The following is a 19,324-nucleotide window of genomic DNA, read 5'->3' as shown; positions in this document are numbered from 1 at the left end:
TTGTGAAAGCAACTTACTTGTGGGCGTCCAGCAGTTCGTGCGTCAGCTTGATCTTGGCGCGCGACTTCGGTTCCGCCGCGACCGAGAGCGACTTCGACGCCACGTCGGCCGAACGGCCGGGGGCCTGTGCCGGCTTGCCCTTGGTGAACAGCCACGTCTGGAAGACCTGGTCGAGCTGCTGGCCGGAGACCCGCTCCGCCAGCGCGATGAACTCCTCGACGGTGGCGTCCGAGTACTTCTTCTCGGCCACCCAGGTGCGCAGGATCTCGAAGAACTTCTCGTCGCCGACTGCCACGCGCAGGGCGTGCACGGCCAGAGCGCCGCGGTCGTAGACGGCGCCGTCGAACACGTTCGACGCGCCGGGGTCGCCGGGCAGGACGTTCCAGAACTCGCTGTCGGCCGGGTACGAGTCGTAGGTGAAGTCGGCGTTCTCCTGCGCCGTGCCCTCACCGATGTGCTCGGACCAGAGGAACTCCATGTAGGAGGCGAAGCCCTCGTTCAGCCAGATGTCTCGCCAGTGGTGCACCGACACGGAGTCGCCGAACCACTGGTGGCCCAGCTCGTGCGCGACGACGTAGGTGTTGGCGCCGCGGCGGAAGAAGGCCGTGTCGTAGGTCGGGCGGGTCTGGTTCTCGAGTGCGTAGCCGAGGTCCGGGGTGACGACGCCGCCCTGCGCCTCGAACGGGTACGGGCCGAGGTTCTCCGCCAGGAACTCGTTGATCTCCGGGGTGCGCTCGATGCTGGCCTTGGCGGCGTCCGCGTTGTCGCCGAGGCGCTCGGAGTACGCGTTGACCGACGGCTGGCCCGACGGGGTGGTCGACTGGCGGATCTCGAACTGGCCGATCGTCAGGAACGTCAGGTACGTCGCCTGCGGCTTGGTGCTGCGCCAGTTCCAGCGGGTGTAGCCGTTGATCTGACGGGTCTGGCCGACGAACGTGCCGTTCGAGATCGCCTCGACGCCGTTCGGGACTGCGACGTTGACGTCGAAGGTGGCCTTGTCGGTCGGGTGGTCGTTGGAGGGGTACCACCACGCCGAGATCTCCGGCTCGCCGATGGCCAGGGCGCCGTCGGCGGTCTTCGTCCACGCCGTGAAGCCGTTGCGGTCCTTCACGGTGGAGGGCGAGTCGGCGTAGGTGACGACGATCGTCAGGTCCTGGCCCTTGCGGACGCCGCCGCGCGGGGTGAGCGTGAGCTCGCCGTTGTCGGAGACGAACGAGGACGGCACGTTGTTGACCCGGACCGACTTCACCTTGAGCAGGAAGTCCAGGTTGAACTGCGTGAGGTCCTGCGTGGCCTTGGCCAGGATGGTCGTGGTGCCCGAGAGCTGGTCGCCGTTCGGGTTGTAGTTGAGCCTGATGTCGTAGTGGGAGACGTCGTACCCGCCGTTCCCGTAGGTCGGGAAGTACGGATCGCCGACGCCGGGAGCGCCCGGAGACGCCGCCAGCGCCGCCCCCGCGAAGAGCGTCATCGCGGCCGCGGACGCCACCGCGGCCGTCGCCTTGGTTCTGATCGACATGCGGCGGACGCTATCCAGACGATCAAGAACGAGCCACCGACTTACGTATGTTTCCTATCTGGTGAAAACGTTTGACACAGTCGCCTTCAGACGCTGGTGCAACGCGCGCAGTTCGTCACGTTTTGCCTGCACTTCGACCACTTGGAGGCCCTTCGGTGACGCGATCGCGCTACGGAACTCCTCCTGGCCGTCCACTGTGGAGTGCGGAATTCGGTAGCCCGCGCACAAAGCGGTCAGATCAGTCCCGTGCGGAGTGCCGAAAATCCTCTCGAAACTTCCGCCGTACTCCGGAGCGCCTTGTTCCAGCAAAGAAAAAATCCCGCCCCCGTCGTCGTTGAGAACGACGATCGTGAGGTCCGGCAGGCGGTCGGCGAGCAGGCCGTTGCTGTCGTGCAGGAACGTCAGGTCGCCCATCAGCGCGTACGCGGGGCCTTCGTGCTGCCAGGCGAGCCCGATGGCCGTGGACACGCTCCCATCGATACCGGCGGCACCGCGGTTCGCGTGCACGACGACGTCCGAGCGGCGTTCGGACGCGAAGTCGACGTCGCGGATCGGGTTCGACGAGCCCACGAACAGCAGCGAACCCGATGGCATCGCCTGCACCAGGTCGCGCGCGACGTGCAGGCCGGTCGGCCACGGCGCGGCGTCCAGCAGGTCGTCGACGGCCACGCTGACACTCTTCACCGCGCTCTGCCACGCCTGCAGCCACTCGCCGTCGAGTGCGGCGGGCTCGGGCAGCCAGGTGGAGGCCCGCGTGGCGGTGAACGGCACGTCCGGCCACTGGGCCTGGTCCCCCACGGCGTGCACGATTGGAGCGGCTCCAAGCAGGGTCTGCTGCCCCCTCGACAGGGTGACGCGGCCGACGACGAGCACCGCGTCGGGCCGCAGGTGCTCCGGCAGGCCCGCGTTGAGCAGCAGCGACCCGTGCCGCAGGCCACCGGGCGCGGTCGGCTCGGCGATCACCGGCCAGCCGAGCCGCGAGGCCTTCAGCAGCCGTTCCGGGCGGTCGTCGCCGAGCAGCACCAGCGTGCGGGCGGGCAGCGTGGAGGGCCTGGTCTCGACGGTGAACGTGCGGTCCGTCTCCGTCCACGCCCCGCGGTCCGAGGACGGCCACTGGTCGTCGGACGGCGTCAGCGGCGGCCGGAAGGGCACGTTGACGTGCGACGGACCGTCCGTGGCGACGGCACGGCAGATCAACGACCGCGTCACGGCCTCGCCGGCGCCCTCGGGCATGTGCAGCGTCGGGATGCCGAGGACGTCGTGCTGGTTGATCGTCTGGCTGGAGCCGGTGCGGTAGAGCTCGACCGGGCGGTCCGCGGTCAGCGCGATCAGCGGCACGTTCGTCAGCTGCGCCTCGATCACGGCCGGGTGCAGGTTCGCGACGGCCGTGCCGCTGGTGCACGTCACCACGGCCGGCTCACCGGTCTTCGCGAGGCCCAGAGCGAGGAATCCGCCGCTGCGCTCGTCGATGCGCACGTGCACCGTGAGCAGGCCTTTTTGCTCGGCCTGGTGCAGCGCGAACGACAGCGGGGCGTTGCGCGAACCGGGGCACAGGACGACGTGACGCACGCCGTTGCGCACCAGCTCGTCGACGATCACCCTCGCCTGCGTCGTGGACGGGTTCATCCCCCAATTGTCACCGGAGCGCGCTGAGAGGTCGCCCGCTGGTCTCAGGAGGGGGAGCTTAGAGTCTGGTGCGTGGCAGATCAGGAGCTCTTCGACCCGTCGTTGTGGAAGCCGATCGAGGGCTTCGACTTCACCGACATCACGTACCACCGCGCGCTCGACCAGGGCACCGTCCGCATCGCGTTCAACCGGCCCGAGGTGCGCAACGCGTTCCGGCCGCACACGGTGGACGAGCTGTACCGGGCGCTGGACCACGCGCGGATGTCGTCCGACGTCGGGTGCGTGCTGCTGACCGGCAACGGTCCCAGCCCCAAGGACGGCGGCTGGGCCTTCTGCAGTGGTGGTGACCAGCGGATCCGTGGTCGCAGCGGCTACCAGTACGCCTCCGGTGAGACCGCGGAGAGCGTCGACCCGGCGCGCGCGGGGCGGTTGCACATCCTGGAGTGCCAGCGGCTGATCAGGTTCATGCCGAAGGTGGTGATCGCGGTCGTTCCCGGCTGGGCGGCCGGCGGCGGGCACAGCCTGCACGTCGTGTGCGACCTCACGATCGCGAGCGCGGAGCACGCCAAGTTCAAGCAGACCGACGCGGACGTCGGCTCGTTCGACGGCGGCTACGGGTCGGCCTACCTCGCCCGGCAGGTCGGGCAGAAGTTCGCCCGCGAGATCTTCTTCCTCGGCCGCACGTACTCCGCCGAGGACATGTACAAGATGGGCGCGGTCAACGAGGTCGTGCCGCACGCCGAGCTCGAGACCACGGCTCTGGAGTGGGCGCGCGAGATCAACGGCAAGTCGCCGACCGCCCAGCGGATGCTGAAGTACGCGTTCAACCTGATCGACGACGGCCTGGTCGGACAGCAGATCTTCGCCGGTGAGACGACGCGGCTCGCGTACATGACCGACGAGGCGGTCGAGGGCCGTGACTCGTTCCTGGAGAAGCGCGCCCCGGACTGGTCGAACTACCCGTACTACTTCTGAGCAGGTGCCTGTGCTCGACGAACTGCGCGCGGCGCTGGCCGGCGGCGAACCCCTGGTCGACGGCCCGCTCGACGGCTGGGAGAAGCGGGCCGTGCTCGGCGTGCCGACCTCCGGTTCGACGGGCGAGCCGAAGACCGTGCTGCTCGACACGGACGCGCTGACGACGTCCGCGGAGGCCACGCACGAGCGGCTGGGCGGCCCCGGCACGTGGCTGCTGGCGTTGCCGACCGGCCACATCGCCGGCGTGCAGGTGCTGGTCCGGTCGATCGTCGCCGGCACCACGCCGGGTGTGCTCGACCTGTCGGCCGGTTTCCGCGCCATGGGTTTCGCGCTGGCCGCGCGGCCGGTGCTGGCCCAGCCTGGCCGCCACTACACGGCGCTCGTGCCGACCCAGCTCTCCCGGCTCGTCGTGGGCGAGGGGCCGGGCCTGGAGGCGTTGCGGCAGTTCGACGGCGTGCTGATCGGCGGGGCCGCCACCCCGCCGACGCTGTTGCAGCAGGCGCGCGCTCTGGGCGTGCAGGTCGTCACGACGTACGGCATGAGCGAGACGTCCGGCGGGTGCGTGTACGACGGCGAACCGCTGCGGGACGTCTCGTTGCACACCGAGGACGTGATCGAGATCAGCGGTCCGGTGCTGGCGCTGGGGTATCGCGGCAGCGCGGAGCCGTTCGGCGAGTGGTTCCGCACCGGGGACCTCGGGCGGCTGCGCGACGGGCGGCTGGAGGTGCTGGGACGCGCTGACGACGTGATCGTCACGGGCGGCGAGAAGGTTCCTCCGGTGCTGGTGGAACGGGCTCTGGCGACCGTCGAGGGCGTGCTGGAGGCGTGTGTGGTCGGCGTGCCGGACGACGAGTGGGGCCAGGTCGTGGCCGCGGTCGTCGTCGCACGCGGGGTGGAGCCCTCGGTCGACGAGCTGAGGGCCGCGGTCGTCGAGGCCGTGGGACGGGCGGCGGCGCCGAAGCTGGTGCGGTTCGTGCACGAGCTGCCGTTGCGCGGGCCCGGCAAGGTCGACCGAACCGCTGTCGCCAACCTCTTTAGGTGAACCTTTACCGCTGAGGACAACCCTCGCCGCGAAGCGCGCGGAAACTCTGGCCGCGCGCGTTAGCGATGGGGGTTTCTTCATGCGCTACCTGTTACCGCTGGTCGCGGGCGCCGCTCTGGTGGCCGCACTGGCGTCTCCCGCCCAGGCGGCACCTGCCTCGAACGAGTGGACCGCCGACGTCGGCGGCCGTGCCGTCACGTGGGGCGGTTCCCCGCGCACGGGTCTGATCGAGCTCGGCTCGCACAGACTCGCCCAGCCCGCCAACGCGGTCACGGCGGCGGTGACCGGCGATGGTGTCGTCGACGTGCGCGGCCTGCGCGCGGACGGTCAGTGGACGGAGTGGCTGGAAGCGCCGGCGACGTTGCCGGTGACCACGTCCACCATCGAGACCCGCGTGGTTCTGAGCAGCGGCAAGGCATCGCGCGTGAAGCTGACCGCGACGCAGGCACCCGCGACCGTGGCCGCGGACGACGTTTCCGTTGCCGCGGCTGGACGTTCGTACCGGGTGTACGCGACGCGGGAGGGCCTCGTCGGTGGCACCACGGCGAACGGGCACGTGATCCGTTCGCGCGACCACTTCGTGGCGCTGCCGTCGCGGCGTGGCCTGGCCGGCAAGAACTCCGGCAACTACAGCGTGCAGGTGTGCGCGTCGAACGGCCGTTGCGAATGGGCTCCCGTGTGGGACGTCGGCCCCTGGAACACCAAGGACGACTACTGGAACCCGGCCGCGACCCGGGAGATGTGGAAGGACCTGCCGCAGGGCAAGCCCGAGGCGCAGGCCGCGTACGAGAACAACTACAACGGCGGCAAGGACCAGTTCGGGCGTGAGGTCGCGAACCCGGCGGGCATCGACCTCGCCGACGGCACGTTCTGGGACGGCCTGAAGCTCACCAACAACGCGTGGGTGACCGTGACGTACCTGTGGACCGGTTCCGGTCCTGTCGGGACGGTCCGCACCGCTGACGCCGCCGGCACGGTGAACGTCCGCAGCGGTGCGACGTCCACGGCGTCGCAGGTCGGCATCGCCGCGAACTACGCGCAGGTCAGGGTGACCTGCCAGCTCACCGGCCAGTCTGTGACGGGCACGCAGGGCACGTCGAACGTCTGGTACCGCATCGCGTCCGGCAAGCACGTCGCGAAGGCGTACGTGGCGGGCGTCTCAGGCGCCACTGCCTGCTGATACACCCCTTGGCGGGTCCTCAGGAGCCGTACCGGAAGATGTGGGGCATGGCCTCAGTCGTCCAGTGGATCCAGGGGACCCGCCCCCGCACGCTGCCGAACTCGATCGCCCCGGTGGTCGTGGGAGCCGCTGCGGCGCACCACATCGACGAGTTCAACGTGCTCTTCACGGTGCTCGCGCTGATCGTGTCGGTGGCGTTCCAGGTCGGCGTGAACTACGCGAACGACTACTCCGACGGCATCCGCGGCACGGACGACAACCGGGTGGGGCCGTTCCGGCTGACCGGGTCCGGCGCGGCCGAGGCGTCGAAGGTGCGGCTGGCGGCGTTCATCTCGCTCGGCGTCGGTGCGGTGGCCGGTCTCGTGCTGGTGGTGCTGTCCGGGTTCTGGTGGCTGCTCGCGTTCGGCGCCGTGTGCATGCTCGGGGCGTGGTTCTACACGGGCGGCAAGCGTCCGTACGGCTACGCGGGCCTCGGCGAGATCGCGGTGTTCCTCTTCTTCGGCCCGGCCGCGGTGCTGGGCACGCTGTACGTGCAGACCGGCGAGATCACCGGCATCGGCATCGGGGGCTCCATCGCGATGGGGTCGATCTCGGCCGCGGTGCTGGTGGCGAACAACCTGCGCGACATCCCGACGGACGCCGTGTCGGGCAAGCGGACCCTGGCCGTGGTGCTGGGCGACAAGGACACGCGCAGGCTGTACCTGGCGCTGGTGGCGGTGCCGTTCCTGATCGCGCTGGGCATGGTCGTGCGGGTGCCGTACGCGTTGCTCGGGTTCCTCGCGGCGCCGGTGCTGCTGCCCGCCGTGCGGCGGGTGGCAGCCGGACGGGGCGGCCGTGACCTGATCCCGGTGCTGCAGTTCACCGGGATCGCGATGCTGGCCTGGGCCGTGCTGGTCAGCGCCGGTCTGGTGCTGGACTGAGTCCGGTCACCAGGCGTCCTCGGTGAACTGCACGGGCTCGTCGTCGTCCGTTCGCGCGGGCCTGCGCGGAGGTGGCGGCGGAGCGGTCTCGCCCTTGATCAGCTCGTCCAGCCTGGCGCGGTCGGCTTCGAGCGCCTGGCGCACCAGCGGATCGTGGCCCGCCTCACCCGTGAGGACCTGACGCCAGCTCAGACCCGCGCCGCGCGCGATCCGGTCCGCGAGCTGGCGCATCGCCGGTGAGGCATCGCCGGACTTGGCGAACTGCATCACCCTGCGGATGTCCTCAGTGGACGGTTCCTTGCCCCTGAGGCTCTGCTGGGCGGTCCGCATCGCGCGGTCCGCGTCGGCGACAGCGTTCCTCAGGAAGTCCTCCGCCGCCAGGACGTCCGGTGTCCGCCAGGCCGTCATCACCACTTGTCCTCCGTGAAGATGTCGGGGTCGAGCTGGTCACCGTCGTCGTCGGGACCCCTGCGCGGCCGCTGGGCCTCCATGATCTCCTCGGCGGTCATGCCCTCCTGCAGCATCTGGAACGCCTGCTTCATCTTGTTGACGTTCTCCTGCTGCATGGCCTGCACGTCGGGGTCCTGCGCGGCCTTGCCGGAGACGACGTCCTCCCAGGTGAACTCACCCGCGTCCACCTTGCGCTTCAACGCCTTGAGCTGTTCGGGCGCGTCCCGCTCCTGCGCCGCGCGTTCGACCTGCTGGGCGATCGCCTTGAAGTCGACGGGCGGGACGGGCGGCAGCGGCGTCTCCTTGAGGCGGTTCGCGAGGTCCTGCGCCTCCTTGAAGCGCGCGTCGACCTGCGCCTCGGCCGCCCGCAGCTCCGCGGGCTTCCAGCTGTCGTTCGGCGTGGTCATCTCAGTTCTCCCTCGCGAAGAGCCCGCGCTGGATCGGCCTGGCGTCACCGCGGATGTCACTCACCTCGTTGCGCTGGGCGAAGGTGCGCCACTGCCGGAAGTCTACTTCGGACAGACCGAGCTGCTGGGCTGTTTCGTAGTTCTCGCCGACGAAGTGCAGCACCGCCTGTTCGCCGAAGACGCCGACGATCTCGAACTCCGCGCCCCGGTACGTGCAGAGCGTGCGGACCAGTTGGAGGTCCTCCACGACCGCGTCCGGCACCTCGAGGAACTGGGCGCCGCCCTCCTCGGTGAAGTCCGGCGGCGCGGGTTGCCCGGCGAGCGGGTGCAGGAGAACGTTGCCGGGCGCCGGGCCGAAGTCGACGTCGAAGTCCTGGCCGCGGTACCTGCCGATCAGTCCACGACGGACGGTCGGCCGGTGCGGAACCGGTGCCTGCCAGTACCTCCCGGGCCCGAAGCCGACGTCACCGGTCGGGATCCAGCCGGTCTGGCGGTTGGGGTACTTGCCCACGCTGCGGCCGGTGCCGTCCGGTTCGAAGCGCCAGAGCTCCGTGCCCGCCGGGAGTTCCGCGAGTTCCATGACGTACTCGGGAATGGGATTGGCGCTCGGCGTGTACCCCGTGCCGGTGAACGGCAGCGGGTAGACGCGGGTGGTGCCCATCTTCTGCGCGCCGTCGAGCGTCGGGCCGCCGAAGCTGGTGTCGAAGAGCTCGGTGGTGTGGGCCAGGAAGCGCAGCAGGTACTGCGTGCCCGTCGGCCAGTCCGCGACCTTGTCGACGCCGAACACCTCGGCGAACTGGTCGGAGGTGCCCTGCGGGAAGTCCTGCCCGCGCGTCACGAACCCGGCGGCCCGGTGCGGCTCGAACTTGCCGGGCACCACGACGTTGCCCAGGTAGAGCTGCGCGATCGCGGGGTGGACGATCTTCTGCAGGATCGTCTCCGGCCCGATGCCGGCCGCCTTGCGCACGGCCTGAGGGGTGCTCATCCCGGGTTCTTCTCCTTCCACCGCGCCAGGAAGTCGGTGCGGTCGACCTGCACGTCCGCGAGCTCGCCGACGTCGAGCGTGGCCGTGTAGCCGTTGTACTGGTCGCCTTCGAGCCCGTTCTGCGCGGCCCACACGTACTCGCCGCCCGCGTACCCGGCCTCGGCCTTGCCGCCGTCCGTCCTGACGACGTTGAACGGCTGCCCGCGCCAGGTGGCCTTCATCGTCTCGCGGTACCAGGCGTCGAGGTCCGTGACGGCCACCGTCTTGAGCTCACGGTTGCCGTAGGTCTGGAAGCCTTCGGCGTTGGCGTAGGTGACGCCCGGGATCTTGCGGATCCAGACGCCGTCGCCCTCGCTGCCCGCGAAGTAGACCTCGCCGCGGTACTCGGCCATCTCCTGGGAGTAGTGGGTCATCAGAGCTTCGTCCAGCCGAACTTGCGGTCGTACACGGCGTGCAGTTTCTCAGTTCCGTCCGCGTTGACCTGCCAGATCTCGGCACGATCGGGCAACGGTGTGCCGCCGTCCACGCGCCACTCCGGCATGCCGCCCATCGTGGAGCCGGTACCGGTGAACGGGTCGTAGCCGTCGTAGACCGTCGCCGAACCGCCGGCCGCCGCCATCTGCTTCTGCGACGCCTCGTAGTGCGCCTGCTCCTGCGGCGACTGGTACTCGCCCTCCTGGCGCGGCCCGAACTGGGCGAAGTCGGGGACGTCCTTCTTCGGCCCGCCGAACGGCACGTTGTGCGCGCCCGCGTTCTGGTCGGTGATCTCGTAGCGGAGCTGCATCGCGTTCGGCGCGCCCTCGGGGATGGGCGTCCAGCCCTTGCCCTTGTCGTCGAGCGCGAGACCGTCCCGCAGGCCCTGCGGCGTGTTGACGTCGACCACGTCCTGGCCCCGGGCGATCGAGCCGCCCATCTGGTTCTGCCAGGTCTCCTTCTGGCTGCCGGGCGCGTGCGGCTGGTCAGGCAGGTAGGTGCTGAGGGCGCCCTGGTTGAGGGCCTTGGTGACGATGTCGCCGGTGTCGACCTTGATCTGGTTGCGGACGTCGGCCACGTGCTGCGCCTCGTCCGCGCTCAGGTCGGTGGACAGCCGCTGGCTCAGCTCGACGTAGCGGTCGCGGTCGGCCTGGTTGGGCAGCATCTGGTCGAGCTGGTGCTGGTAGCCCTGGCCCTGCGCGGCCATCGCGGCGGCGTCGAAGTGGCCCTTGAGGTCCGGGCCGGTGGGAGGCGGGTTGCTGCCGCCGTCACCGTCGCCGTTGTGGCCGGGGGTGGCGTCGTCGTTGCCGGGCTTGGAGTCGGTGTCGGCGCCGGCCGGGGTGTTGTCGTGGTCGGGCTGGGGGTCGTGGGGCCTGACGTCCTCGGCACCGCTCGCGTCCGTGTCGTGCGGCTTGGTGTCGTCGGCCCGCGTGTCGGTGTCGTGGGGCTTGGGATCGCTGTCGTGGGGCCTCGGGTCAGCGTCGTGCGGCTTCGGGTCGCTGTCGTGCGGCCTGGTGCTGTCCGGTGCGTCGTGGGGCTTGGTGTCCGTCGACCCGTTGGGCGTGGTGTCGTGGGGACGCGTGCCGCCGTCGGCCGGAGTGCCACCGTCGTGGGGACGCGGGGGCGACGAGTCGGCCGGCGTGGTGCCGGACGGCGTCGAGTGGTCCGGGCCCGCGGTGGGGCTCGGGTGGCCGGGAGGCGACGGCAGGCCCCCACCCGCACTCGGGGCCGGGTGCCCAGGAGGCGAGGGCAAGCCGCCGCCCGCGCTCGGAGTCGAGTGGCCGGGAGGCGACGGGAGGCCGCCACCGGTGTTGGTGGGAGCCGGGGCCGTCGCCGTGCCGGAGCTGGCGCTCGGGTGCTCGGGTGGCGTCGGGAGGCCGCTGCCGGGAGTCGGGTGGGTGCCGGAGTTCGGCGGGGTCGGGAGGCCCGAACCGCCGGGGTGCGTTCCCGCGGAACCCGGAGCCGGGTGCGAGCCGGACGTCGGCTGCGTACCCGGAGCCGGGTGCGTGCCCGGAGCCGGGTGCGTGCCCGGCGTCGAGTGCGAGCCCGGCGTCGAGTGCGAGCCCGGCGTCGAGTGCGAGCCTGCGGAACCTGGGTGGCTGCCCGAGGTGCCGGGGCCGGACGGCGGCGTGGGCAGGCCCGAGCCGGGGCGGGTGCCGGCGGGCGGCGTTCCCTGGCTGGGCGGGGTGGGGAGACCTGAGCCGCTACCGGGAGGCGTCGGCAGGCCGGCGGGCTTGGGGGTGCCGGTCGGGGTGCCGGCGCTGGGGAACGCCGGGACGCCGCCCGCGCCGGGGCGGGAACCGGAGCTCCTGGTCTGGTCGCCGCCGCCCGCGCCTGGCGCCATCGGGGCGCCCATCGGCATCGCGCCGCCCATGGGGGTCTGGTGCGACGACGGTGGAGCTGCGGCGGGGGCCGCGCCTGCCGCGTGCGTGGTGTCCGGGCGGATCGGGGCGCCCGGCGAGCCGGACGGGCCTCCGGCCGGAGCGCCGCCCGAGCCGGTGCCGGGCATGGCGCTCGGAGCGCCACCGCCGCCTCCGCCCATCGAGGGCGGGGCCGACGTGGCGGGACCTGCGGTGCCTGCCGCGTGGGTGGTGGCCGGGGCGTCGGTGGAGGTGGGCAGGGGCGGCGGGGCGGCCACCGGGGCGCCGCCGGGTGCCACCGCGGAGACGGCGGCGGGTTTGGTGTCCTCCGTGCTGCCCGGCGGGGTGTTGACCTCGCGGACCTTCGAGCCGATGTCGTTGCCGCGGTCGGCGATCTCGGTGGCCGACTCCTTGATGGACGAGAAGTCGTCGTGGATGTCGTTGACGGCGTTGCGGACGTCGCGGCCCGCCTCGGCCACCTCCTGGGTGGCGTTCATCGCCTCGGCCAGGGAGTCGGCGTCCTTCAGCTTGCCAATGGCGGAGAAGACGCGGCCGACGGCGTCGAAGAGCGCCTTCACGTCGGAGATCAGCTTCTGGACCGTGTCGATGATGTCCATGACGCGCCGGTAGATCTGGTAGGCGTTCCAGACCATCTCGGCGGCCTTGATCCAGCCGGCCACCGGGATCCAGACGGTGGCGGCGGCTTCCAGCAGCTTGTTGACGAGGTAGTCCAGCAGGCGGGCGGCCTGCTTGCCGAGGGCCTCCGCGCCGGACGCGACGGTGTCGAAGCCCTTCGCGATCAGCTGGGCGACGCCCATCTCGGCGAGCAGTCCGGCCTTCCAGCCGAGCGCGATGTACTTCTCGTGAGCGCGGGCCGCGTCACCGTCCCAGTGGTCGCGCACCTTCCCCACGGCGTCGGTGAGGTTGTACGAGACGTCGTTCATGGCGTTGCCGACCATGCGCCACGCGTCGCCGTCGGCACGGATCTTCGACCAGTCGCCGGTGATCGGCGTGATGATCGCGGCGACCAGGCTCTCGCCGGTCACCGCCTCGAACACCCAGTTCACCGCCTGGACGCCCCAGCCCTGGTCGCGCAGGACGTCGTTGAGCGACGCCGTGTCGACCTCGGGCTGCTTGAGGGACGCGACGACCGGTCGCGGGGACTGGTACGCCGTCGTCACTTCAGCAACCCTTCGAAGATCCGCCGCTGGAGGGCGTCGATGTCCTCGTAGGCCTTCGCCGTCGAGTCCACCGCCGTGGCCGCGCCCTCGAGCTTCGACTTGCCGAAGTCGAGCGACTCGTCGAACAGCGCCCGCACGACGTCCACGCCCGGCTGCAGCAACGACAGCAGGCCCGTGAAGCCCGCCTTGTCGCACGCCGTGACGTGGACGTACTTGCGGATCGTCTCGAACTCTTGGGCCTCGGTGCGCAGGTACTCGGCGTACGCGCGCAGTTCGGCCGCGTCGGTGAACAGCGACGTCACAGCGTCCCCCCTGCGGACTCAGGTGCTCAGGTCACGCTGTGACGCACAGCTCTCGTCACCAGTTCCCCGTGCGGTGGAAGTTGTTCAGGCGTTCCAGGCACGGGGCGAGGTGCATGCCCTGTGCCGATACCCATGTGTCGTCGTAGTAGGTGTTCGCGTAACGCTCGCCACCGTCGCACAACAGGGTCACCACGCTCCCGCGGGTGCGGGACTGCCGCATTTCGGCCACGATCTGGAACGCTCCCCAGAGGTTCGTGCCGGTGGACCCGCCGACCCGGCGGCCGAGCAGGTCCTCCACGTACCGGATCGTCGCGACGGACGCCGCGTCCGGCACCTTGATCATCCGGTCGATCACCTCGCCGATGAACGACGGCTCCACCCTCGGCCGTCCGATTCCCTCGATGCCGGAACCCCTCGTGGCCACCAGGTCGCGGTTGCCGTCGCGCCACGCGTCGAAGAAGACCGAGTGCTCGGGGTCGACGACGGCCAGGCGCGTGTTCAGCTTCTGGTAGTGGACGTACCGGCCGATCGTGGCCGACGTGCCGCCCGTGCCCGCGCCGACGACGATCCAGTCGGGGGTGGGCGACGGCTCCAGCTTCATCTGCTCGAAGATCGACTCGGCGATGTTGTTGTTGCCCCGCCAGTCCGTCGCACGCTCGGCGTGCGTGAACTGGTCCATGAAGTGCCCGCCGAGCTCGGCGGCCAGCCGGCGCGACTCGTCGTAGAGCGCCGACGGCTCGTCGATGAAGTGGCACCTGCCGCCCTGGCGTTCGATCAGCGCGACCTTCTCCGCCGAGGTCGAGCGCGGCATCACCGCGATGAACGGCAGCCCCAGCAGCCGCGCGAAGTAGGCCTCGGACACCGCCGTCGAACCGGAGGAGGCCTCGATCACGGGCGTGCCCCCGGTGATCCAGCCGTTGCAGATCGCGTAGAGGAACAACGAGCGCGCCAACCGGTGCTTCAACGACCCGGTGGGGTGCGTCGACTCGTCCTTCAGGTAGAGGTCGATGCCCCACTCGAGAGGCAACGGGTAGCGCAGGAGGTGCGTGTCAGCGCTGCGGTTCGCGTCCGCCTCGATGATCCCGACGGCCTCGCACACCCAGTGCCTGGTCCTGCTGCAAACGCGGTCAACGGAGGTACTCACAGCCGCACGATAACCGCGCGAACGGCCTATGCCTGGGTGAGAGGACCTTCGTCACCACGCAGTTCGGAACGCAGCTTGTCGCGCTCGGCCTTGCGCGCCGCCTGGTGCTCGCCCAGCCCGGCCGCGACCCGCTGCCGCAGCCCCTTGAAGATGAACAGCGAAGCCGGCAACGCCACGACCACGCCCACGGCGAGGGCGGGCAGCAAAGGAACCTTGACCAACATGAGCGCGCCCATCACCACGACCACGAGGCCGAGGCGGGCGAGGACGTAGAGCGTCACATCACGAGCGAGCACCCGTTCAGGTTACGTCGCCTTCTTCGTCACCGGTGTTCGGGCGCCCTTCGAACCGTGTGGAAAGCACCACGGTCGTACGCGTGCGGGCCACACCGGGGATGCGCCGCAACCGCCCGAGAGCGCGCTCCAGGTCGTCCACCGTCGACACCCTGACCTTCACGATGAACGACTCGTCGCCCGCCACCCGGTAGCAGGACTCGACCTCGTGGAGCTCGGCCAGCGCGACCGCGACCTCGTTGTCGTCCGCGATGTCGGTGGGGTGGATGCCGATCAGCGCGGTGACGCCCAGGCCGACCGCACTGGGGTCGACGACCGCGTGGTACCCGACGATCACGCCGCTGGACTCGAGCTTGCCGACCCGCTCGTGCACGGCGGACGCGGACAGCCCGACCTGCCTGCCGAGGTCTGCGTACGTGGCCCGTCCGTTGGCCCGCAGGGCGGCGATGATCTGCCGATCAAGAGCATCCACCCGCGACACCCTATGCCTCACGCGTGCACGCACGTATCAGCGGTCACACAAGCCTGTCCGAATCGCCCCTGTCGTCCCTTACTACCTCTTTACCAAAAAACAAGCGTTCGAGTACCTGATGGGTCAGATGCCACGATCAGCCCGGAACGTCTGATCTGAGGAGGACGAGTGACTGCAGCCACCGAGCGGCTCTTGACGCCTGGGGAAGTCGCCAATCTGTTCCGGGTCGACCCGAAGACCGTGACCCGATGGGCAACCGCAGGTCGCATCGGCTCGATCCGCACCCCTGGAGGACATCGCAGGTTCCGTGAGACCGAGGTGAAGGCTCTGCTGTCGGAGCTCACGACCGAGGCAACTGAACCCGTTCGCCACTGAAACCGTATTACCCCTGTGCCGCGGGTAATCTCGTGGCAAAGGGAGGTGGCGACACGATGATCTACCTGCTGGCGGTGATCGGTGCGCTCACCGTGGCTGTGCTCGTGTGGCGAGCGTTCGCCCCGCAGCACTCGGAGTACACCCCAGGCCGCAAGGTGATCGCGCCCGACGACGACCCGGAGTTCCTGCGCAAGCTCGACGAGCAGCGCAAGCGCGACGAGTGAACGGAAAAGGGGCCCTGATCCCAGGACCCCTTTCCGCCACTGTCGAGTACCCGTTCAGGAGTGCGGGAAGTCGTCCGCGACCACTGCGGCGAGTTCCAGCAACGCCAGACGGGTCTCTGGCGCGAGCTGGTCCAGCGCGATCTCGGCGCCCTCTTCGAGGTGCGCGTCGAACGGCAGGCGGACCACGGCACGGCATCGCTGCTGGAAGTGCGCGGCGAGCTTGTCGATGTCGACCTTGCCCGACTTCGGGCGCACCGAGTTGATCACGCACACGGACTTCGCGACCAGGTCGCGGTAGCCGTGCGCCTCCAGCCAGTCGAGCGTCGCCGCTGACGTCTGCGCGCCGTCGACCGAGCCGGACGACACCAGGACCAGCGAGTCCGCCTCGTCCAGCACGCCCTTCATGGCGGAGTGCATCAAACCGGTGCCGCAGTCGGTCAGCACGATGTTGTAGAAGTGCTCCAGCAACTCGACCGTGCGCCGGTAGTCCTCTTCGCTGAACGCCTCCGACACGGACGGGTCCTGCTCGGACGCCAGCACCTCGAGACGCGCCGGCGACTGCGAGGTGTACGCGCGCACGTCGCTGTACTTCTTGATCCGCGGGGCGTCGCGCAGCAGGTGGCGCACGGTCGCCGTGGTCTCCCGCGGGATCTTCAACGCCAGCGTGCCGCGGTCGGGGTTCGCGTCGACGGCGACCACCCGGTCACCGCGCAGCGACGAGAACGTCGAGCCGAGCGTGGTGGTCGTCGTGGTCTTGCCGACGCCGCCCTTGAGGGACAGCATCGCGATCTTGTAGCACCCGCGCAGCGGCTGGTTGATCCGCGCGATGAGCTCACGCCGCCGCACGTCGGCGGGGCTCTCGCCCAGGTTGATGGCGCCGCCGGTGATCGTGTGCAGGGACTTGCGCCAGCCGGACGTCGGCGGGCGCTTCTCCTTCTTGATCAGCTGCTGCGACGAGACTTCCTGCGCCTGCGAGCGGTACTGCTGCTGCGGGAAGTTGTTCGGGTACTGCTGGCCGGCGAAGTGGCCGTACTGCGCGGTGTTGTCGGTGTTGTGGGGCCCCGACTGGCCACCGCCCACCGGATGAGCACCCGACTGGCCGCCACCCACCTGGTACGCGCCGGACTGCGAGCCGGGCACCGGGTAGGGACCAGACGCGTTGCCGGGCACCTGGTACGGGCCGGAAGCGTTGCCGGGCACCTGGTAGGGACCGGAGGCGTTGCCGGGCACCTGGTACGCGCCGGACTGACCGGCCAGGTTGTACGGGCCTGATTGGCCGCCGCTGACGTGCTGCGGGCCGGACTGCTGCGGGTCGAGGTAGGCCGCCGCCTGCGGGTCGACGTACTGCGGGCCGGAGCCCTGTTCCTCACCCGGTGGTTGCCATGTCACCGCTGTGGCCCTCCCTGAGCAAGAGGGACCGAGACTTCCCCGACCCCCAGGTTGCGACGGTACGCAACCGGCAACGGTTCCATCGACCTGGGGGCTAACTCGTTAGAGACCCGCGTACGAATGCAACCCGCTGGTGACCAAGTTGATGAAGAACAGGTTGAACACGTTGAGGGCGAAGCCCACGACGTTGATCCAGGCGGCCCCGCGGCCACGCCATCCGGCCGTCGCGCGTGCGTGCAGATACGCCGCGTAGACCACCCACGCGACGAACGCGACCGTCTCCTTCGGGTCCCAGCCCCAGAACCGGCCCCACGCTGCTTCCGCCCAGATCGCCCCGAGGATGATCCCGGCCGTGAAGAGCGGGAACGCCAGCACGGTGATCCGGTAGGACATGCGGTCGAGCACGTCGGCGGACGGCAGCTTCGGGAAGCGGTCCGAGTTGGTGTCCTTGAGCAGGTAGAGGATCGACGTCACGCCGGGGATCAGCAGCATGCCGGACGAGATCGAGATCACCGAGACGTGGATCACCAGCCAGTACGACCGCAGCGCCGGCTGGACGGGCGCGGACTCGGCGTAGAGCACGGTGCCACCGAGGAACAGCAGGACCAGGATCGGCGTCAGCACGAACGCGCCGAGACGGCGGATCGGGAACTTGGCCATCAGCACGATCCACGTCACCACGGCCGCGAGGCACAGCAGCGACATGTACTCGTACATGTTGCCCCAGGGCGCACGTCCGGCGGACAGACCGCGCATGACCAGCGAACCGAGGTGCAGCACCGCGCCGAGGACCGTCATCGCGGCGCCCATGCGGCCGATGCGCTCGGACCTGGTCAGCGCGCTCTTCGGCGCGTCGGTGAGGACGTCGGGCCCACCGGCCCCGGCCATCACCTCCGCCTTGCGCGGTGCGCGGGCGAACGCCTGCTCGACCGCGTAGAGCAGGACTGCGAAGAGGTAGACACCCAGCGCGCTGCGGTACAGCCAGTCGCTGTAGGTCGCGAGTGTCTCGTCAACCGGCATCAGGGCTTCTCCTCGTTCAGCACCGCGCGGGCCAGCCGCGTGAACTCCTCGCCGTATCCTGCCTGGTCAGTGCGGGCGAGGCCACCGACCTCGACCAAAGTACGCCCGTCTTCCAAACGGGTCGCACGCACCCACACCCTGCGGCGCTTGACGGTCAGCGAGACCCCCAGGCCGAGGATGATCAGGATCGCGAACGCCAGCACGTAACCCTGGGTCGGGTCGTGCGAGACCTGCAACGACACCCAGTCGTTCACGGCGTCGAAGCGCACCTTCGTACCGTCGTCGAGCGCGATCTCCTCGCCCAGCGCGAGGTTCTTGCGCGCGACCTTCGCCAGCCGTCCCTGCTCGACCATCTTCTGGTCGATCGAGAAGATCGACTGGCCGCGGCCGTCGTCCACGCCCAGATCACCGCGGTACACGTCGACGGCGACCATCGGGTTGTTCAACGCCGGGAACTTCGAGTTCAGGATGCTGCCGTGCAGCAACGGTGTCGGCGCGAGCAGCCCCGTCACCGCGATCTGGTTCTTGCGCCGCGTCTCCGAGTCGGTGACGCCGGGCGGGTCGAACTTCGTGGCGCCCTCCGAGGCCAGCGTGAGCTGGTCGGTCGGCAGCCACTGGATCCCCTGCGTGCGCTTCTCGCCGTTGGGGAACGTCACCGTGAACGTCGGCGTGTACCCGTGGCCGAGCAGGTAGAGCCGGTCGCCTTCGGTGCGCAGCGGGTGGTTGACCTGCAGCGTGTACGGCTTCCACGTGTTCGACGCGAGGTCGTCGCCCGACTGGTAGCGGATGTCCGCCTGGTAACCGACGGGCTGGCCGTTGTCGAGGTAGTCGGCGGTGAACTTGCCGATCTCGACGCAGAACGGCGTGAGGTCCGTGCCGTCGACCTGCAGGCCGGGCCGGAACTGGTCGTAGTTGAAGATGCCGCCGTTGCAGAACTGGCCGCCGTCGGCCTGGACGATGACCTGGCCCTCGTAGTTGAACATCTTGCCCAGCGCGAACGAGACCAGCAGGCCCAGCAGCGCGAAGTGGAAGACCAGGTTGCCGGTCTCGCGCAGGAACCCGCGTTCCGCGCTGACCGTGCCCTCACCGGTCTCCATCCGCCAGCCGCGCATGGCCTTCTGAGCCTTGGCGACGACCTCGTCCGGCGTGATGTCGAGCTCGGCCTGCGCGTGGTGCGGCATGCGCGAGAGATTGCGCGGCGTCAGCACGGGCTTCGCGCGCATCTGCTTGAAGTACTCCCAAGTGCGGGGAAGCAGACACCCGACGAGGGACGTGAACAGCAGCAGGTAGATCGCGGCGAACCACGGCGTGGCGTACACCTCGAAGAACCCGAGCTTGAGCAGCAACTGCCCCCACCAGCCGCGCTGGGCGACGTACTCGTCGACCTTCGCCGCGTTCAGCGAGAACTGCGGCAGCAACGCACCGGGCATCGCCGCGAGCGCGAGCAGGAACAGCAGTGTCAGCGCGGTCCTCATCGAGGTGAGCCCGCG

Annotated in this window: 20 protein-coding genes; 6 read left to right on the top strand and 14 right to left on the bottom strand. The window is 69.9% G+C overall.

What is annotated here, in order from left to right; translation table 11 throughout:
- Positions 1–13 precede the first annotated feature (13 nt).
- The gene (locus tag DFR72_RS18840) at positions 14–1,516 is read right to left on the bottom strand and encodes a M1 family metallopeptidase (protein WP_090065954.1); all 1,503 of its coding nucleotides are present in this window, start codon (positions 1,514–1,516) and stop codon (positions 14–16) included.
- A 54-nt stretch (positions 1,517–1,570) separates the two neighbouring features.
- The gene (gene menD, locus DFR72_RS18835; RefSeq protein WP_090065955.1) at positions 1,571–3,142 is read right to left on the bottom strand and encodes a 2-succinyl-5-enolpyruvyl-6-hydroxy-3-cyclohexene-1-carboxylic-acid synthase; all 1,572 of its coding nucleotides are present in this window, start codon (positions 3,140–3,142) and stop codon (positions 1,571–1,573) included.
- Positions 3,143–3,214: 72 nt separating this feature from the next.
- On the opposite strand from menD, the gene DFR72_RS18830 reads away from it, so the two are divergent.
- From DFR72_RS18830 to DFR72_RS18815, 4 genes are all read left to right on the top strand, one after another.
- A complete protein-coding gene (locus DFR72_RS18830; protein WP_090065956.1) occupies positions 3,215–4,117 on the top strand; it encodes a 1,4-dihydroxy-2-naphthoyl-CoA synthase in 903 nt (300 codons plus the stop codon).
- A gap of 4 nt (positions 4,118–4,121) precedes the next feature.
- Entirely contained in the window at positions 4,122–5,159 is a 1,038-nt protein-coding gene (gene menE, locus DFR72_RS18825) for an o-succinylbenzoate--CoA ligase (RefSeq protein ID WP_090065957.1), read from the top strand.
- A 79-nt stretch (positions 5,160–5,238) separates the two neighbouring features.
- A complete protein-coding gene (locus DFR72_RS18820; protein WP_090065958.1) occupies positions 5,239–6,339 on the top strand; it encodes a hypothetical protein in 1,101 nt (366 codons plus the stop codon).
- A gap of 47 nt (positions 6,340–6,386) precedes the next feature.
- The gene (locus DFR72_RS18815; RefSeq protein ID WP_090065959.1) at positions 6,387–7,259 is read left to right on the top strand and encodes a 1,4-dihydroxy-2-naphthoate polyprenyltransferase; all 873 of its coding nucleotides are present in this window, start codon (positions 6,387–6,389) and stop codon (positions 7,257–7,259) included.
- Positions 7,260–7,265: 6 nt separating this feature from the next.
- On the opposite strand, the gene DFR72_RS18810 is transcribed toward DFR72_RS18815, so the two are convergent.
- Genes DFR72_RS18810 through DFR72_RS18770 form a run of 9 tightly spaced genes read right to left on the bottom strand, consistent with a single transcriptional unit; the run spans position 7,266 to position 14,826 of the window.
- Positions 7,266–7,667, bottom strand: coding sequence for a hypothetical protein (locus tag DFR72_RS18810; RefSeq protein WP_090066312.1), 402 nt, complete (start codon positions 7,665–7,667; stop codon positions 7,266–7,268).
- Positions 7,667–8,116 (bottom strand): hypothetical protein, encoded by a 450-nt coding sequence (locus DFR72_RS18805; protein WP_090065960.1) that lies wholly within the window; start codon positions 8,114–8,116, stop codon positions 7,667–7,669. Before DFR72_RS18805 ends, DFR72_RS18810 begins: the two co-directional genes overlap by 1 nt.
- Before the next feature lies 1 nt (position 8,117).
- Positions 8,118–9,101 carry a hypothetical protein gene (locus tag DFR72_RS18800; protein ID WP_090065961.1) on the bottom strand — a complete coding sequence of 328 codons (984 nt, stop codon included), beginning with the start codon at positions 9,099–9,101 and terminating at the stop codon, positions 8,118–8,120.
- The gene (locus DFR72_RS18795; protein ID WP_090065962.1) at positions 9,098–9,514 is read right to left on the bottom strand and encodes a hypothetical protein; all 417 of its coding nucleotides are present in this window, start codon (positions 9,512–9,514) and stop codon (positions 9,098–9,100) included. Before DFR72_RS18795 ends, DFR72_RS18800 begins: the two co-directional genes overlap by 4 nt.
- Positions 9,514–12,615, bottom strand: a complete 3,102-nt coding sequence (locus tag DFR72_RS18790; protein WP_090065963.1) for a phage tail family protein — start codon at positions 12,613–12,615, stop codon at positions 9,514–9,516. Before DFR72_RS18790 ends, DFR72_RS18795 begins: the two co-directional genes overlap by 1 nt.
- Complete coding sequence (locus DFR72_RS18785; protein ID WP_090065964.1) at positions 12,612–12,917, bottom strand: hypothetical protein; 306 nt, start codon at positions 12,915–12,917, stop codon at positions 12,612–12,614. The genes DFR72_RS18790 and DFR72_RS18785 overlap by 4 nt, the downstream gene beginning before the upstream one ends.
- A gap of 55 nt (positions 12,918–12,972) precedes the next feature.
- On the bottom strand, positions 12,973–14,061 hold the full coding sequence (gene cds1, locus DFR72_RS18780) for an L-cysteine desulfhydrase Cds1 (protein ID WP_170176311.1): 1,089 nt from the start codon (positions 14,059–14,061) through the stop codon (positions 12,973–12,975).
- Positions 14,062–14,087: 26 nt separating this feature from the next.
- The gene (locus DFR72_RS18775) at positions 14,088–14,357 is read right to left on the bottom strand and encodes a DUF4229 domain-containing protein (RefSeq protein ID WP_030478193.1); all 270 of its coding nucleotides are present in this window, start codon (positions 14,355–14,357) and stop codon (positions 14,088–14,090) included.
- 4 nt (positions 14,358–14,361) lie between these two features.
- A complete protein-coding gene (locus DFR72_RS18770) occupies positions 14,362–14,826 on the bottom strand; it encodes an Lrp/AsnC family transcriptional regulator (protein ID WP_030478192.1) in 465 nt (154 codons plus the stop codon).
- Positions 14,827–14,994: 168 nt separating this feature from the next.
- On the opposite strand from DFR72_RS18770, the gene DFR72_RS18765 reads away from it, so the two are divergent.
- Positions 14,995–15,201 carry a BldC family transcriptional regulator gene (locus tag DFR72_RS18765; protein ID WP_030473853.1) on the top strand — a complete coding sequence of 69 codons (207 nt, stop codon included), beginning with the start codon at positions 14,995–14,997 and terminating at the stop codon, positions 15,199–15,201.
- Between the two features lie 56 nt (positions 15,202–15,257).
- Positions 15,258–15,425, top strand: coding sequence for a hypothetical protein (locus DFR72_RS45610; RefSeq protein ID WP_086667950.1), 168 nt, complete (start codon positions 15,258–15,260; stop codon positions 15,423–15,425).
- 54 nt (positions 15,426–15,479) lie between these two features.
- On the opposite strand, the gene DFR72_RS18760 is transcribed toward DFR72_RS45610, so the two are convergent.
- The 3 genes from DFR72_RS18760 to resB form a co-directional block, all read right to left on the bottom strand.
- Positions 15,480–16,814 carry a MinD/ParA family ATP-binding protein gene (locus DFR72_RS18760; RefSeq protein WP_090065966.1) on the bottom strand — a complete coding sequence of 445 codons (1,335 nt, stop codon included), beginning with the start codon at positions 16,812–16,814 and terminating at the stop codon, positions 15,480–15,482.
- Between the two features lie 102 nt (positions 16,815–16,916).
- Positions 16,917–17,834 carry a c-type cytochrome biogenesis protein CcsB gene (ccsB, locus tag DFR72_RS18755; RefSeq protein WP_090065967.1) on the bottom strand — a complete coding sequence of 306 codons (918 nt, stop codon included), beginning with the start codon at positions 17,832–17,834 and terminating at the stop codon, positions 16,917–16,919.
- On the bottom strand, positions 17,834–19,309 hold the full coding sequence (gene resB / locus DFR72_RS18750; RefSeq protein ID WP_090066313.1) for a cytochrome c biogenesis protein ResB: 1,476 nt from the start codon (positions 19,307–19,309) through the stop codon (positions 17,834–17,836). The genes ccsB and resB overlap by 1 nt, the downstream gene beginning before the upstream one ends.
- Between the last annotated feature and the right edge of the window lie 15 nt (positions 19,310–19,324).

Source organism: Lentzea flaviverrucosa (genome assembly GCF_003350445.1).
GTDB classification, from domain to species: Bacteria; Actinomycetota; Actinomycetes; order Mycobacteriales; family Pseudonocardiaceae; genus Lentzea; species Lentzea californiensis.
The sequence above is the reverse complement of the archived record's forward strand: the minus strand, read 5'-3'. Positions and strand labels throughout refer to the sequence as shown.

What these genes read in the sequence shown, in the direction of transcription:
- DFR72_RS18840 (WP_090065954.1), bottom strand. Translation starts at nt 1,516, where the DNA reads ATGTCGATCAGAACCAAGGCGACGGCCGCGGTGGCGTCCGCGGCCGCG.
- menD (WP_090065955.1), bottom strand. Translation starts at nt 3,142, where the DNA reads ATGAACCCGTCCACGACGCAGGCGAGGGTGATCGTCGACGAGCTGGTG.
- DFR72_RS18820 (WP_090065958.1), top strand. Translation starts at nt 5,239, where the DNA reads ATGCGCTACCTGTTACCGCTGGTCGCGGGCGCCGCTCTGGTGGCCGCA.
- DFR72_RS18815 (WP_090065959.1), top strand. Translation starts at nt 6,387, where the DNA reads ATGGCCTCAGTCGTCCAGTGGATCCAGGGGACCCGCCCCCGCACGCTG.
- DFR72_RS18810 (WP_090066312.1), bottom strand. Translation starts at nt 7,667, where the DNA reads ATGACGGCCTGGCGGACACCGGACGTCCTGGCGGCGGAGGACTTCCTG.
- DFR72_RS18805 (WP_090065960.1), bottom strand. Translation starts at nt 8,116, where the DNA reads ATGACCACGCCGAACGACAGCTGGAAGCCCGCGGAGCTGCGGGCGGCC.
- DFR72_RS18800 (WP_090065961.1), bottom strand. Translation starts at nt 9,101, where the DNA reads ATGAGCACCCCTCAGGCCGTGCGCAAGGCGGCCGGCATCGGGCCGGAG.
- DFR72_RS18795 (WP_090065962.1), bottom strand. Translation starts at nt 9,514, where the DNA reads ATGACCCACTACTCCCAGGAGATGGCCGAGTACCGCGGCGAGGTCTAC.
- DFR72_RS45610 (WP_086667950.1), top strand. Translation starts at nt 15,258, where the DNA reads ATGATCTACCTGCTGGCGGTGATCGGTGCGCTCACCGTGGCTGTGCTC.
- ccsB (WP_090065967.1), bottom strand. Translation starts at nt 17,834, where the DNA reads ATGCCGGTTGACGAGACACTCGCGACCTACAGCGACTGGCTGTACCGC.
- resB (WP_090066313.1), bottom strand. Translation starts at nt 19,309, where the DNA reads ATGAGGACCGCGCTGACACTGCTGTTCCTGCTCGCGCTCGCGGCGATG.